The organism is Pseudomonas sp. MWU13-3659 (genome assembly GCF_023757525.1).
GTDB classification, from domain to species: domain Bacteria; phylum Pseudomonadota; class Gammaproteobacteria; order Pseudomonadales; family Pseudomonadaceae; genus Aquipseudomonas; species Aquipseudomonas entomophila_E.
Genome location: NZ_JAMSHW010000004.1, coordinates 69,996 through 83,955, shown reverse-complemented (window position 1 = coordinate 83,955; position 13,960 = coordinate 69,996). Strand labels below are relative to the sequence as shown.

Here is a 13,960-nt window from a genome sequence, read left to right as displayed (position 1 = left end):
GGTACATCGTCACGCTGCGCCGCGCAGGCGAAACGGCTAAGCTGAACAGGCCAACTTCACACAGGCTCAGGGCCTGTCCAGCAAGGGTTTCTACATGACCGACAGACCTGCCTCCTGGCTATTGCTTTGCACCCTCGCCCTGGGCTTGGCCATCGGCGCGGGCTGCTCCAGCAAAGCCCGTTACGCAACCGCCAATGCCGGCTCCAACTGCTATGCCAAGGCCATGCCCAGCAATGGTGAAGGTGGCCTGGCCTTCGGTAACACCCTGGCCATGGCCCGCAAGAAGTCCATGGACAGTTGCATCCGCTACGCCGGCCGCTCCGGCGGCACGCCTGGCACTTGCCAGGTGGTGCTCGCCCAATGCAAGCGCTAGCTCAGCGCCTTCACCGCCTCGTCGATCAGGTTCGCCACATCAGTCGCCCTTGACGCCAGGGAGGCATGGCTGGCATCCAGCGTGATGATCTTTTTCGCTTTCAATCGATCAGCCATCTTGCGCTGGTTGTCCGGGTGGATCATGTGGTCGGCGCTGGAGATCTGGTACCAGGACGGCTTGTGCTTCCACGCCGGGTTGCTGATGGTGTCGCCAAAGGTGCTGGCCAGTGGCGCCTTCTGTGTTACCCCCATGACCAGTCCTTCATCCTTCGGCAGATCCTGGCAGAAGCTTTCGTGGAATTTGTCAGGCTTGAGCCATAGATAGCCATCGCTGTCCGGCTCCAGGTTTGGTGCTGCGGCTGGCAGGTGTACTTGGGTGATAGCGCCAGGGCTTTCACCTGCGTCCGGTGCGAACGCGGCGATGTAGACCAGCCCCTTCACATTGTCCGCATTGCCTGCCTGGGTGATCACCGCACCGCCATAGGAGTGCCCCACCAGCAGCACCGGCCCCTTGACCTGCGCCACCACCTTGCGGGTGCGCTCGACATCGTCGGCCAGCGACGTCAGTGGCATTTCCACGGCCCGCAGGCCTGTGTGGCCCTTGCGGTCCAGCTCGACGATGACCCGCCCCCAATGGGCGGCACCGCCCCAGAAACCGTGTACCAGAACGACTGTGGGCTTGCTGCTCATGAAGGCATTCCCTCGTAAGGTGGCATGGCTGGAAAATGGGTGTATCACACCCGTCGAAACAGCATAGGCGAGTGGTGCAAAGGCGATAGATCAAAGCCCTTGGCCGATGCCCGCGCTCATTACCAAAGCCGCTGGATTCGTGCGATTCGATCTCGAGCTTGACGTATACGTAAACCTGGCTTTAGGTTATCCCCATTCCACCCGCCGAGCCCCAGCATGACCAGCCAGACCTACAGCATCTCCGACCTCTCCCGCGAACTGGACATCACCACCCGCGCCATTCGCTTCTACGAGGAGCAGGGCCTGCTCAGCCCCGAGCGCCGAGGCCTGGAACGCATCTATTCGGCCCGCGACAAAGTCACCCTCAAGCTGATCCTGCGCGGCAAGCGCATCGGCTTCTCGCTGGCCGAGTGCCGCGAGCTGATCGGCCTGTACGACCCCAGCGGCGGCAACCTCAAGCAGCTCAACAGCATGCTCGCCAAGATCGCCGAACGCCGCGCCCAGCTGGAGCAGCAGATGCTCGACATCCAGCAGATGCACCTGGAGCTGGACACCGCCCAGGAGCGCTGCGAGCAGGCGCTGGCCGCCACCCTGAACCAGCAGCACCCCAACCGTTGATCCGCCACAGGAACCCCGCCATGTCATTGCCAGAAAAAGTCCGCCTGGTCGAAGTCGGCCCGCGCGACGGCCTGCAGAACGAAGCCCAGCCCATCAGCGTCGCCGACAAGGTGCGGCTGGTGGATGACCTTACCGAAGCGGGTCTTGGCTATATAGAAGTGGGCAGCTTCGTTTCACCCAAGTGGGTGCCGCAGATGGCCGGTTCCGCCGAGGTGTTCGCCGGTATCCAGCAACGTCCAGGTGTTACCTATGCGGCGCTGGCGCCCAACCTGCGCGGTTTCGAGGATGCGTTGGCGGCTGGCGTGAAGGAAGTGGCGGTGTTCGCCGCCGCCTCCGAGGCGTTCTCCCAGCGCAATATCAACTGTTCGATCAGCGACAGCCTCAAACGCTTCGAGCCGATCATGGAAGCGGCGCGCAATCACGGTGTGCGGGTGCGCGGCTATGTTTCCTGCGTGCTGGGTTGCCCATACGAGGGCACCGTCAAGGCGGAGCAGGTCGCCCCGGTGGCTCGCGCCCTGCACGACATGGGCTGCTACGAGGTGTCGCTCGGCGACACCATCGGTACCGGCACCGCCGGTGCTACCCGCCGCCTGTTCGAGGTGGTCGCGGCCCTGGTCCCCCGTGGGCAACTGGCCGGACACTTCCACGACACCTACGGCCAGGCCCTGGCCAACGTCTATGCCAGCCTGCTCGAAGGGATCGCGGTATTCGACAGTTCGGTGGCCGGCCTGGGTGGCTGCCCCTACGCCAAGGGCGCTACCGGTAACGTGGCGACCGAAGATGTGGTGTACCTGATGCAAGGATTGGGTATCGACACCGGCATCGACCTCGACCGCCTGATCGGCGCAGGGTTGCGAATCAGTGAAGTGCTCGGGCGTGCCACGGGATCACGGGTGGCGCGGGCGCGTGGGGCGCGCTGAGTCATACGAATGTCACGCAAATGTGGGTGGAGTGTTACCGCCCACGGGGCACGCAGGAAAAAATCGGGTAACAGGGAAACAATTCGACAGAATTTTACCCTGATGATTTCTTGGGATTTTTATCAAGCCTTTGATTTTAAGGGATTTTAAAAAGTTGGCACGCCATCTGCTTTATCTCTGGCATAACAAGAACAAAAAACGCGACACCCAATAAGAACAATAGAGAACGACTCTGACATAACAAGAACAACACGGCAGAGGCGTAGCAAGCAGATTTTTTTGGAGTCGACGTGCTTTTCAGGGGCTCGCCCCGCGACCGGACACAGAACAATAAAACTACCTGCAAGGTAGCGGCAGTCACGGTTGGATCACGTTGGATGAACGCAGGTCAGCGCTCAAAAAAATACGTTTGCTCTTGGCCCCGGGTAGGGGCCCTGCGGTACCGAGGCAACGGCTGACAAAAACAACAACAGGCCCGTCTCCAATAATAATAAAAGAGCAGGCAACAACGCTTTGAGGGGAGCTTCGGCTCCCCTCAGTGCTTCCTGCCCTCCTCGTCTTCGTTTTTCCTCTCCTCGCTCCCACCCTCCACCTTCTCCACCAGCACCGGCATGCTGCACAGCACCAGCAGTGCCAATACCGTGCTGATCAATGCCGTGGCCTCACGCCCCATGCCTGCGGCTGTGCCGATGGCGGCGGTCATCCAGAGCCCGGCCGCGGTGGTCAGGCCTTTCACATGGCTGGTGTCCTGGCCATGCCCCTTGAGAATGGTACCGGCCCCCAGGAAGCCAATGCCGGCGACAATGCCCTGGATGATCCGGCTCAGTGCCTGTTCGTCCGCGCCGGCCATGCCAGGGGCAAGCACGAACAGTGCCGCGCCCATGCAGACCAGCATGTGCGTGCGCACCCCGGCCGCCTTGCCCTTGCTCTCACGCTCGAAACCCAGTACCGCGCCCAGCAATGCGGCCATCAGCAGGCGCAGGAGCACTTGGGTCACTTCGCGCTCATCGGTGATATCAGCGAACTCGGCTTGCACCGTCGTCCAGATGGCCTCCCAGGTCTGCATGGCCACACCTCCGGCTCTTTGGCTTACCCAGCCCCTGTAGGAGCCGGCTTGCCGGCGAAGCAGGCAACGCGGGGTCTGGCACCGGCCATGCCGGTGTTCGCCGGCAAGGCCGGCTCCTACAAGGAGCGTTCATGCTGCAGTAGACCCCAGTGACCGGCGCAGGTGCGGTAGATAGCCGCAGGTACCTGCTGGTAAACCCTCAAGGTTGCGTAATTCGAGGGGTTGACGCTGGGCGACGCGCATCTGATATGGTTTTTATCGACATACCTGAGTCTGTGCTGCAAACAGATCGGGCGCCATAGTGCCCAGGCCTGATCGAGGCCTGATGAGCGATGAACCATGAGCGATAGAATTCCCTTCCGAGTCATCGAGATTGCCCCCGCCGCCGCCAACAAGAGCAAAAGCCAAGCGGACGGCAGCATTCACACCCGTAGCTTCACCGGCTTCTACCGCACCCTGCGGGTCGCCTTCGCGGGCCTGTTGTTCGCCCTGTTCTTCGGCACGGCGTGGTTGCAGTGGAATGGCCGTCAGGCCGTGCTCTGGGACCTGGCCGAAAGCAAGTTCCATATCTTCGGCGCAACGTTCTGGCCCCAGGATTTCATCCTGCTCTCGGCGCTGCTGATCATCTGCGCATTCGGCCTGTTCGCCATCACCGTATTCGCCGGCCGTGTCTGGTGTGGCTATAGCTGCCCACAGAGCACCTGGACCTGGCTGTTCATGTGGTGCGAAAAAGTCGCCGAAGGCGATCGTAACCAGCGCATCAAACTGGCCGCCGCCCCCTGGGGGGTGAACAAGCTGGCCCGACGAACCCTCAAGCATGGGTTGTGGCTGGCGATCGGCGTGGCGACTGGGCTGACCTTCGTCGGCTACTTCACCCCGATCCGCCCGCTGGCGCAGGAACTGTTCACCTTCGAGCTCAGTGGCGTGGCGCTGTTCTGGGTGCTGTTCTTCACTGGCGCCACTTACATCAATGCCGGCTGGATGCGCGAGGCGGTGTGCATGCACATGTGCCCCTATGCCCGCTTCCAGAGCGTGATGTTCGACAAGGACACCCTGGCAGTGGCCTACGACCCCAGCCGTGGCGAATCCCGCGGCCCGCGCAAGAAAGGCAGCGACCCGCGCAGCCAGGGCCTGGGCGATTGCATCGACTGCACCTTGTGCGTGCAGGTCTGCCCTACTGGCATCGACATCCGCGACGGCCTGCAGATGGCCTGTATCGGCTGCGCCGCCTGTATCGACGCCTGTGACGGGGTGATGGACAAGATGGGCTATGCCCGGGGCCTGGTCGGCTACAAGTCCGAACACAACCTGCAGGGCGGCAAGACCCACTGGCTGCGCCCTCGCCTGCTGGGCTACGCCACCGCCCTGGTGGTGATGATCGGCGCGCTGGTGGTGGCCCTGCAGATGCGCCCGATGGTGTCGATGGATGTGATCAAGGACCGAGGCCTGTTCCGTGAAAACGCCCTGGGCCAGATCGAGAACATCTACCTGCTCAAGATCATCAACAAGACCCCGGAAACCCAGCACTATCGCCTGCGCCTGGTGGATGCCGACGGCTTCGAGCTGCACGGACGCACCGAGTTCACTATCGCGCCCGGCGAGATGAGCGAACTGCCAGTGTCGGTGGCGATGCTCGCCGACCGCCCGGCCAGCAGTTCCCAGGAGCTGGCCTTCGAAATCCAGGACAGCGACCAGCCCGGAATACGCAGCGTCGCGACGAGCCGCTTCGTGGCACCGATGAACCGCTGATCCCTTACACTGCCCTCACCTTGCCTGCAGGTTGCGACAGATCATTACAATGAAACGCTACGAACGATTCGCCGACGACATTGCCGAACTGATCCGCTCCGGGGTGCTCGGCCCCGGCCAGCGCGTGCCCTCGGTACGTTATGCCAGCCAGACCCACGGCGTCAGCCCGTCCACGGTGTTCCAGGCCTATTACCTGCTGGAGCGCCGTGGCCTGATCCGCGCCCGGCCACGCTCGGGCTACTTCGTCAATGCCCACGCCCCACGCCCGTTCAACGAGCCCCAGGCGCAGGCGCCGGCCAGCGAATCCACCGACGTGGATGTCAGCGGCCTGGTGTTCTCCATCCTCGACTCGATCAAGGACCCGCACACCGTGCCGTTCGGCTCGGCCTTCCCCAGCCCCACGCTGTTCCCCCTGCAACGCCTGTCGCGCTCGCTGGCCAGCGCCAGCCGGGCGATGGACCCGCGCATGGTGGTCACCGACCTGTCGCCGGGCAACCCGCAACTGCGCCGGCAGATCGCCCTGCGCTACATGGTCGGCGGGCTGATGCTGCCGATGGAAGAGCTGCTGATCACCAACGGTGCGCTGGAAGCGCTGAACCTGTGCCTGCAGGCGGTAACCCAGCCCGGCGACCTGGTGGCCATCGAGGCGCCGGCCTTCTATGCCTGCCTGCAGGTGCTCGAGCGCCTCAAGCTCAAGGCCGTGGAAATCCCGGTGCATCCGCGCGAAGGCATGGACCTTGGCGTGCTCGCCAAAACCCTGGACAAGCACCCGGTCAAGGCCGTGTGGTGCATGACCAATTTCCAGAACCCGGTGGGCGCCAGCATGCCGGAGGCGAAGAAGCAGCAGCTGGTCGAGCTGCTGCGCCGCCATCAGGTGCCGCTGATCGAAGACGACGTCTACGCCGAGCTGTACTACTCGCAGCAGGCACCGAAGCCGGCCAAGGCCTTCGATACCGAAGGGCTGGTGATGCACTGCGGCTCGTTCGCCAAGAGCCTGGCCCCGGGCTATCGCATCGGCTGGGTCGCCGCCGGCCGCTTCGCGCAGAAGATCGAACGGCTCAAGCTGATGACCTCGCTCTGCGCCTCGATGCCGGCCCAGGCAGCCATCGCCGACTACCTGCAACACGGCGGCTATGACCGCCACCTGCGCAAGCTGCGTTATGCGCTGGAAGGCCAGCAGGCCAACATGCTCGCCGCCATTGCCCGCCACTTCCCGGCGCAGACCCGTGTCAGCCAACCTTCCGGCGGCTACTTCCTGTGGCTCGAACTGCCCGAGCAAATGGATGCGTTGAAGCTGTTCCACATGGCCCTGGCCCAGGGCATCAGCATCGCGCCGGGGCCGATCTTCTCGCCGACCCGACGCTTCGGTAACTGCATCCGCCTGAACTACGGCAGCCCCTGGGGCGATGGCCCCGAGCAGGCCATGGAAACCCTCGGGCGGATCGTGCGTTCGTTCTAGCCGCCGACGGGCGGTCAGGCTACAGTGGGGCCTCGCCCTCCTGCGGACACTCGCATGCCCGAACGTGAACTCCAAGAGCTGCGCCAGCGCAATGCCGAGCTTGAGGCTCAGCTGGCGCAGCTGCAAGGTATCGACAACAGCCTGTACCGTTTCTTGTTCGACACCATGGACGAAGGGTTCTGTGTCATCGAGTTCTTCGATGGCCCCCATGGCCCGCTCAGCGACTACATCCATGTCATTGCCAACGCCGCCTACGCCCGCCATGCCGGCATTCCCAACGTGGTCGGGCAAAAATTGCGGGAAATGGTGCCCGACGAGGCCGACGACTGGGTGGCTCGGTACGGTGAGGTGCTACGTACCGGCCAACCGTTGCAGTTCGAACAGGAACTGGTAGCCACCGGGCGGGTACTGTCGGTCACCACCTTCCGCATCGAGCCCGCCGAAAAAAACCAGGTCGCCGTGCTGTTCAAGGATGTCACCGAGCGACGTCGCGCCGAAACTGCCCTGCAACAACTCAACGACCACCTCGAGCAACGGGTCGTCGCAGCGCTGGCTGAGCGCAGCCTGTTCGCCGAACTGGTTGAACGAAGCGTGGCGCGTGTGCAGGTGCTGGACACTTCGCTGCGCTTCCTGGCAGTCAATGCGCGGGCGGTAAAGGACTTCGAGTTCCTGTTCGGTCGCAGTATCAAGGCAGGTGACAGCCTGGTCGAACGCCTGGCCGGTTTTCCCGAGGAGTGCGAACGCTCGGTGGCGCTCTGGCGGCGGGCACTGTCCGGAGAAAGCTTCAACGAAGTGATCCAGTTCGGCAGGGCAGAACGACAGCGGCATTTCGAGCTGCGCTTCAACCCACTGCGCGATGCCAACGGCGCGATTGTGGGTGCCTACCTGTTCGTCTACGACATCAGTCGCCAAGTCAGCGAGCAGCAACGTCTGCTGGAGGCCGAGGATGCATTGCGCCAGGCGCAGAAGATGGAGGCTGTCGGCCAGCTTACCGGTGGTATTGCCCACGACTTCAACAACCTGCTCGGGGGCATCCTGGGCGCCCAGGAGCTGATTCGCCAACGCTTGGAACAGGCACGCCTGGACGATATTCCAGCCTTGCTCGACACGGCTGGCGATTCTGCGCGACGGGCCGCAGCCCTGGTGCATCGGTTGCTGGCGTTCTCTCGCCGCCAGACCCTGTTGCCACAGGCCACCTCGGTCAGCGCGCTGATCCTCGACATCGAGGAACTGATCCGCCGCAGCGTGGGCCCGGCCATCGCCGTCCAGGTCAGTTGCGCCCCTGACCTGTGGGCGACGTTCATCGACCCACCGCAGCTGGAAAGTGCCCTGCTCAACCTGTGCATCAACGCCCGCGACGCCTTGCCCGACGGAGGGCGAATCGAGATCCGTTGTGAAAACCTGTCGCTCGACACAGAACGCGCCACTGCATTGGACCTCACGGCGGGCGAGTACCTGCAACTGAGCGTCGAAGACAACGGTCGCGGGATGCCAGCAGAGGTAGTCGAGCGGGCCATCGACCCGTTCTTCACCACCAAGCCGCTCGGCCAGGGCACGGGGCTCGGGTTGTCGATGGCCTTCGGTTTCGTGCGCCAGTCGGGTGGCCAGTTGCAGATCCAGTCGACGCCGGGAGTGGGCACTCGGATCGATCTCTACCTGCCTCGCCACCATGAAATGCCCAAGGCACCGGAAGTCCACTCGATGGCAGAAAGGCTGGCGCACCCTGGCCGGGCGCGGATCCTGCTGGTCGAGGACCAGGCCGCGCTACGCCTGATCATTGGCGAGGTACTCGATGAATTCGGGCACGACGTGGAAGGCGTTGAACACGGCCCGGCCGCACTGGCGCTATTGGAACACGGCTTCGTGCCGGACCTGCTGATCAGCGATATCGGCCTGCCGGGCGGCCTCAACGGGCGCCAGGTCGCCGAGGCCTGCAGAGCCCGGCACCCTGGCCTGCCGGTGCTGTTCATCACCGGCTATGACGAGAGCGCCGCGCTCAGCGACGGCCAGTTACCGGCGCGCACCGCCGTGCTGCGCAAACCGTTCGAGCTGCCCGCCATCGCCGACCTGGTCGCGCAGTTGCTGACCACCGGGTAACCGGCGTCAGCGCCCGCCACTCAGGTCGATGAAGGTGCCTGTCGAGTAGGACGCCTTGTCCGACAGCAGCCAAAGGATCGCCTCGGCCACTTCCTCGGGGCGCCCACCGCGTCCCATGGGCAGGCCTGGCTCGAGCTTGGCGACGCGCTCGGGGTCACCGCTCAAGGCGTGGAAGCCGGTATGGATATAGCCCGGCCGTACGCCATTGACGCGCACGCCCTCGCTCGCCACTTCCTTGGCCAAACCAATGGTGAAGGTATCCAGTGCCCCCTTGGAGGCGGCGTAGTCGACATACTCGTTGGGCGAGCCCAGGCGCGCGGCCATGGACGAAACGTTGACGATCGCCCCACCCTGCCCGCCATGGCGCCGCGCCATGCGCAGCAGGGCGTGCTTGGCGCAAAGCATCGGGCCGACCACGTTGGTCTTCATGACCTTGAGCAGGCGGAACTCCGACATCTCTTCCACCCGGCTCTGCTGGCCGATGGTGCCAGCATTGTTGACCAACGCGGTGACCGGCCCCAGCTCATGGTCGACACGCTGGAACAACTGCACCACCTCGTCCTCGACGCTGGCATCAGCGCGCACGGCGATGGCCGTGGCACCCAGCTCGCGAACCTGGGCCAGCACCGTTTCGGCGGCCTCGTCGTTGGCGTGGTAATTGATGCAGATGCGATAACCCTGTTGCGCCGCCAGCAACGCGGTGGCGGCGCCGATGCCCCGGCTGGCGCCGGTGATGACGATGACCTTGTCCATGGATCTGCCAAATTGCCCGGAAAAGACTTACAAGATTAGGGGAAACACCCCAGCCTGATCAATGCCATGCCGCCCCCTGTAGGAGCCAGCTTGCTGGCGAACCGCCTCACCACCGTGTGGCCTGGTTCGCCAGCAACTGGCTCCTACAGCTTTTTATGTCAGTGCCCTGCCGACGCGGGCCCGGCCTTGGCGGTGAAAGGCGGCTTGGCCAGCCACACCAACAGGATCAACCCAGCGAACACCCAAGTCAGCAAGGTGAAATAATCCACCGTCGACATCATGTAGGCCTGGCTGTTGAGGACCTGCTCCAGCTTCGCATAGCTTTGCGGGCTGGCCCCGCCCAACTGCTCCAGGGAATGCCGGGTGGCCGGGTCGAAGGTGCTGATGTGCTCGCTCAGGTAGGCATGGTGCTGGTCGGCGCGGCGAATCCAGATCCAGGTGGTCAACGATGCGGCGAAGCTGCCGCCCAGCGTGCGCAGGAAAGTGGCCAGCCCCGAACCATCGGCGATCTGGTGCGGCGGCAGGTCGGACAGCAGGATGCTCAGGGTCGGCATGAAGAACAGCGCCACACCAATGCCCATGAACAACTGCACCAGGGCGATATGGGTGAAGTCCACCTCGCTGGTGAAACCGGCGCGCATGTAGCAGCTGGCACCGATGGCGAGGAACGCGATGCCGGCCAGCACGCGCAGGTCGAAGCGGTGTGCATACTTGCCGACGAAGGGCGACATCAGCACCGGCAACAAGCCGATCGGCGCCACCGCCAGGCCCGCCCAGGTCGCCGTGTAGCCCATCTGCGTCTGCAGCCACTGGGGCAGGATCAGGTTGATACCGAAGAACCCGGCATAACCGCCCACCAGCACCAGCGTGCCGATACGGAAATTGCGGTGCACGAACAAGCGCAGGTTGACCACCGGATGGCGGTCGGTGAGTTCCCAGATGATGAAGATCGCCAGGAACACCACCGAGATCAACGTGCCGACGACGATGAACGACGACTCGAACCAGTCCAGGTCATTGCCCTTGTCCAGCACCACCTGCAATGCGCCGACACCGACGATCAGGGTCAACAGGCCGATGTAGTCCATCGGCTGGCGGCTGGTGACCACCGGCCGCGCTCGCATCTGCTGGCGCACCACGGCGGCGGCGAACAGGCCGATAGGAATGTTGATGAAAAAGATCCACGGCCAACTGTAGCTGTCGGTGATCCAGCCGCCCAGGATCGGCCCGGCGATCGGCGCCACCACCGTAACCATCGCCAGCAACGCCAGGGCCATGCCTCGTTTCGCCGGCGGGTACACGGCGATGAGCAGGGTTTGCGTCATCGGGTACAAAGGTCCGGCCACCACCCCCTGCAGCACCCGGAAACCGACCAGCTCGGGCATCGACTGGGCAACGCCGCAGAGGAACGAGGCCAACACGAACAGCAACGTGGCCCAGATGAACAGTTTCACCTCGCCGAAGCGCCGGCTCAGCCAGCCGGTCAGCGGCAAGGCGATGGCGTTGCTCACCGCGAACGAGGTGATCACCCAGGTGCCCTGCTCGTAGCTGACCCCCAGATTGCCGGAGATGGTCGGCAAGGCGACGTTGGCGATGGTGGTGTCGAGCACCTGCATGAAGGTCGCCAGCGACAGGCCGATGGTGGTCAGCAGCAGGCTCGGCGGGGTGAACTGCGCAGGGGCCGCCTGGCTCATCGCTGGGCCGTCTTGCCGGTGGCGCTGTTCTCGTGGATCAGCCGGGCGATCAGGTTGTCGGCCTCGACCAGTTGGCGGTCATACACCTGGGTGGTGTAGCTGGCCTGTTGGGGTGGCTGCTGGGCCAGGGCCGGGCCGCTCTGGTCGTGCAGATCGACTTCGGCGATGGTCGACAGGCCGATGCGCAGGGGGTGGTCTTTCAACTGGTCAGGGTTCAGGTGGATACGCACCGGCACACGCTGGACGATCTTGATCCAGTTGCCGGTGGCGTTCTGCGCCGGCAGCAGGGCGAAGGCGCTGCCGGTGCCGGCCCCCAGGCTGTCGACGGTGCCGTTGTACTTCACTTCGCTGCCGTACAGGTCGGCAGTGACTTCCACCGGTTGGCCGATGCGCATGTCGCGCAGCTGGGTTTCCTTGAAGTTGGCGTCGATCCATACCTCGTCCAGCGGGATCACCGCCATGGTCGCGGTGCCCGGTTGCAGGCGCTGGCCCAGTTGCACGGTGCGCTTGGCCACGTAGCCGGTGACCGGCGCCACCAGGGTGGTGCGGGCATGGTCGAGGTAGGCCTGGCGCAGGTCGGCGGCGGCGGCCATCACTTCCGGGTGCGAGGACACCACGGTGTCGTCGACCAGCGCGGTGCTGGTGTTGAGCTGCTGCCGCGCACCATTGACGGCAGCCTGGGCCACGGCCAGGTCGTCGCGGGAATGGGCGATTTCTTCCTGGGCGATGGCGCCGCTGTCGGCCAGCACCTTGCGTCGGTTGTAGTTCTGCTGGGCCTTCTGCAGTTCGGCCTGGCGGGTTTCCAGCTGGGCCTTGAGCGAATCGACGTTGCTGTACAGCCCGCGCACCTGGCGCACGGTGCGCGCCAGCTTGGCCTCGGCAGCCTGCAGGACAACCTCGCTGTCTGCCGGGTCGAACTGCAGCAGCACCTGGCCGACGTGCACCAGGTCGCCGTCATCGGCACCGATGCTGGTGACGGTGCCGGTGATCAGCGGGGTGATTTCCACCACGTTGCCATTCACGTAGGCGTCATCGGTGCTTTCGTGCCAGCGCCCGACCAGGCTGTACCAGGCCCAGGTGCCGGCACCGGCAATAATCAGCAACAGCAACAGGGCGAGTAGCCAGGCCTTGCGCTTGCGCGTGTTGCCGGGCGCGTCGGCGGGTGTGGAGGTGTCTGCGGGAGTGGCCATGGCGGTACCTTGGAGAATGCGTGACAGGGATCAACGATCGCCGAAGCGGCGGATCGTCAGGGGGTCGCCGGCACTGATCAGCACCTTGGCCAGCAAGCCTTCGAGGGTCTTGAGTTCTTCAGGCTGCAGCACCCCGACCAGCTCGTTCATCGCCGCCGCGCCCACCAGCGGCAGGCGGTCTGCCAGGCGCTGGCCGTCGGCGGTCAGGGCCAGGCGCACCTGGCGACGGTCGTCCGCGCAGCGATGGCGCAGGAGCAGGCCCTTCTGCTCGAGGCGGTCGAGCATGCGGGTCATCGAGCCGCTGTCCAGGCCCAGGTAGCGGCACAGTTCCGCGGGGGTATCGACCTGGTACTGGGTGACGATGATCAGCACCTTGAACTGCGCTGCCGTGACACCATCGGCTTCGAGGTGCCAGTCGAGGATGCGATCCTTCAGCATCGCCGCACGACCAAGCAGCATGCCGATGGTGCAGGTCTGGAAATTTTCCGGGGTGAAATGGGACATCGGGGTCTGCTCGGGCAATTGTATTAAAATATTACTGCTTAGGCAGTGAATGTCAAAGCCTTGATTAGCTGGCTAACAAAAAATTCATGAATGAAACAAAACCCGCGGTTTGACGCGGCCTCTGTAGGAGCGGCTTTTAGCCGCGATCACCCGCGAAGCGGGTGCGAAAGACCGTGTCGCTTGCATCGCGGCTGAAGCCGCTCCTACAGTCCGGATTGCGTCCGCAACCCCAACGCTTCGACCTGGCCACAAGCGATCGCCATCCCGACCAGCTCGGGCAGGCTCGCGGCCTGCATGCGCTTCATCACCCGCCCCCGGTACAAGTCGATGGTCTTCACACTCACCCCCAGGCGCTCGGCAATCTCACGATTGCCCAGCCCCTGCACCAGTGGAATGAACACATCACGCTCACGTGGGGTCAGACTGTCGATCCGTGTCTGTACCTGCGCCACTTCGCCACTGCCCGCCCGGACCACGTCGGCGCGGCTGAGCGCAGCCTGCACGCTGTCGAGCAGCAACTGGTCGTTGTAGGGCTTCTCGATGAAGTCGATGGCGCCGGCCTTGAACGCCCGCACCACGATCGGCACGTCGGCGTGGCCACTGACGAAGATCAGCGGGATCTGAAGCCCCCGCTCGCGCAGCGCCTGCTGCACGGCCAGGCCACCCAACCCCGGCATGCGCACATCCAGCAGCACGCACGCCGGCCCCTCGTCCACGCAGGCATCCAGAAACGCCTGGCCACTGGTGAACGGCAATGCCCGCAACCCCACCGACTCGAGCAGCCATACCGTCGAATCGAGCATGCCCGGGTCGTCGTCCACCACATACACCTTCGCTTGCACCACTGC

General features: G+C 64.1%; 13 protein-coding genes. 6 read left to right on the top strand and 7 right to left on the bottom strand.

All coding sequences use genetic code 11. The annotated features are described in order from the left end of the window. Window positions 1-94 precede the first annotated feature (94 nt). The gene (locus tag NGM28_RS07340; RefSeq protein ID WP_011534142.1) at window positions 95-373 is read left to right on the top strand and encodes a hypothetical protein; all 279 of its coding nucleotides are present in this window, start codon (window positions 95-97) and stop codon (window positions 371-373) included. On the opposite strand, the gene NGM28_RS07335 is transcribed toward NGM28_RS07340, so the two are convergent. Further along, entirely contained in the window at window positions 370-1,062 is a 693-nt protein-coding gene (locus NGM28_RS07335) for an alpha/beta hydrolase (protein WP_252089445.1), read from the bottom strand. The genes NGM28_RS07340 and NGM28_RS07335 overlap by 4 nt on opposite strands. 216 nt (window positions 1,063-1,278) lie before the next feature. On the opposite strand from NGM28_RS07335, the gene NGM28_RS07330 reads away from it, so the two are divergent. After that, a complete protein-coding gene (locus tag NGM28_RS07330) occupies window positions 1,279-1,680 on the top strand; it encodes a MerR family transcriptional regulator (RefSeq protein ID WP_240063095.1) in 402 nt (133 codons plus the stop codon). Window positions 1,681-1,700: 20 nt separating this feature from the next. Further along, on the top strand, window positions 1,701-2,600 hold the full coding sequence (locus tag NGM28_RS07325; RefSeq protein ID WP_252089444.1) for a hydroxymethylglutaryl-CoA lyase: 900 nt from the start codon (window positions 1,701-1,703) through the stop codon (window positions 2,598-2,600). 535 nt (window positions 2,601-3,135) lie between these two features. Here NGM28_RS07325 and NGM28_RS07320 read toward each other — a convergent pair. Then, window positions 3,136-3,666 (bottom strand): MgtC/SapB family protein, encoded by a 531-nt coding sequence (locus NGM28_RS07320; RefSeq protein ID WP_252089443.1) that lies wholly within the window; start codon window positions 3,664-3,666, stop codon window positions 3,136-3,138. A gap of 339 nt (window positions 3,667-4,005) precedes the next feature. Here NGM28_RS07320 and ccoG point away from each other — a divergent pair, with 339 nt between their 5' ends. The 3 genes from ccoG to NGM28_RS07305 are packed head-to-tail and all read left to right on the top strand — an operon-like array spanning window position 4,006 to window position 8,971. Then, the gene (gene ccoG / locus NGM28_RS07315) at window positions 4,006-5,415 is read left to right on the top strand and encodes a cytochrome c oxidase accessory protein CcoG (RefSeq protein ID WP_240063098.1); all 1,410 of its coding nucleotides are present in this window, start codon (window positions 4,006-4,008) and stop codon (window positions 5,413-5,415) included. A 49-nt stretch (window positions 5,416-5,464) separates the two neighbouring features. After that, window positions 5,465-6,874, top strand: a complete 1,410-nt coding sequence (mapR, locus tag NGM28_RS07310) for a GntR family transcriptional regulator MpaR (protein WP_240063099.1) — start codon at window positions 5,465-5,467, stop codon at window positions 6,872-6,874. 54 nt (window positions 6,875-6,928) lie between these two features. Beyond that, window positions 6,929-8,971, top strand: a complete 2,043-nt coding sequence (locus NGM28_RS07305) for an ATP-binding protein (RefSeq protein WP_252089442.1) — start codon at window positions 6,929-6,931, stop codon at window positions 8,969-8,971. A 6-nt stretch (window positions 8,972-8,977) separates the two neighbouring features. On the opposite strand, the gene NGM28_RS07300 is transcribed toward NGM28_RS07305, so the two are convergent. The 5 genes from NGM28_RS07300 to NGM28_RS07280 all read right to left on the bottom strand — a co-directional run bounded on the left by NGM28_RS07300 (window position 8,978) and on the right by NGM28_RS07280 (window position 13,957). Further along, window positions 8,978-9,724, bottom strand: coding sequence for an SDR family oxidoreductase (locus tag NGM28_RS07300; protein ID WP_240063101.1), 747 nt, complete (start codon window positions 9,722-9,724; stop codon window positions 8,978-8,980). Between the two features lie 158 nt (window positions 9,725-9,882). Beyond that, window positions 9,883-11,418 (bottom strand): DHA2 family efflux MFS transporter permease subunit, encoded by a 1,536-nt coding sequence (locus NGM28_RS07295; protein ID WP_240063102.1) that lies wholly within the window; start codon window positions 11,416-11,418, stop codon window positions 9,883-9,885. Next, the gene (locus NGM28_RS07290; RefSeq protein WP_252089440.1) at window positions 11,415-12,608 is read right to left on the bottom strand and encodes an HlyD family secretion protein; all 1,194 of its coding nucleotides are present in this window, start codon (window positions 12,606-12,608) and stop codon (window positions 11,415-11,417) included. Before NGM28_RS07290 ends, NGM28_RS07295 begins: the two co-directional genes overlap by 4 nt. A gap of 30 nt (window positions 12,609-12,638) precedes the next feature. Continuing rightward, window positions 12,639-13,112, bottom strand: coding sequence for a MarR family winged helix-turn-helix transcriptional regulator (locus NGM28_RS07285; protein WP_252089439.1), 474 nt, complete (start codon window positions 13,110-13,112; stop codon window positions 12,639-12,641). Window positions 13,113-13,315: 203 nt separating this feature from the next. Then, window positions 13,316-13,957, bottom strand: coding sequence for a response regulator transcription factor (locus NGM28_RS07280; protein WP_353620516.1), 642 nt, complete (start codon window positions 13,955-13,957; stop codon window positions 13,316-13,318). Window positions 13,958-13,960: the final 3 nt, after the last annotated feature.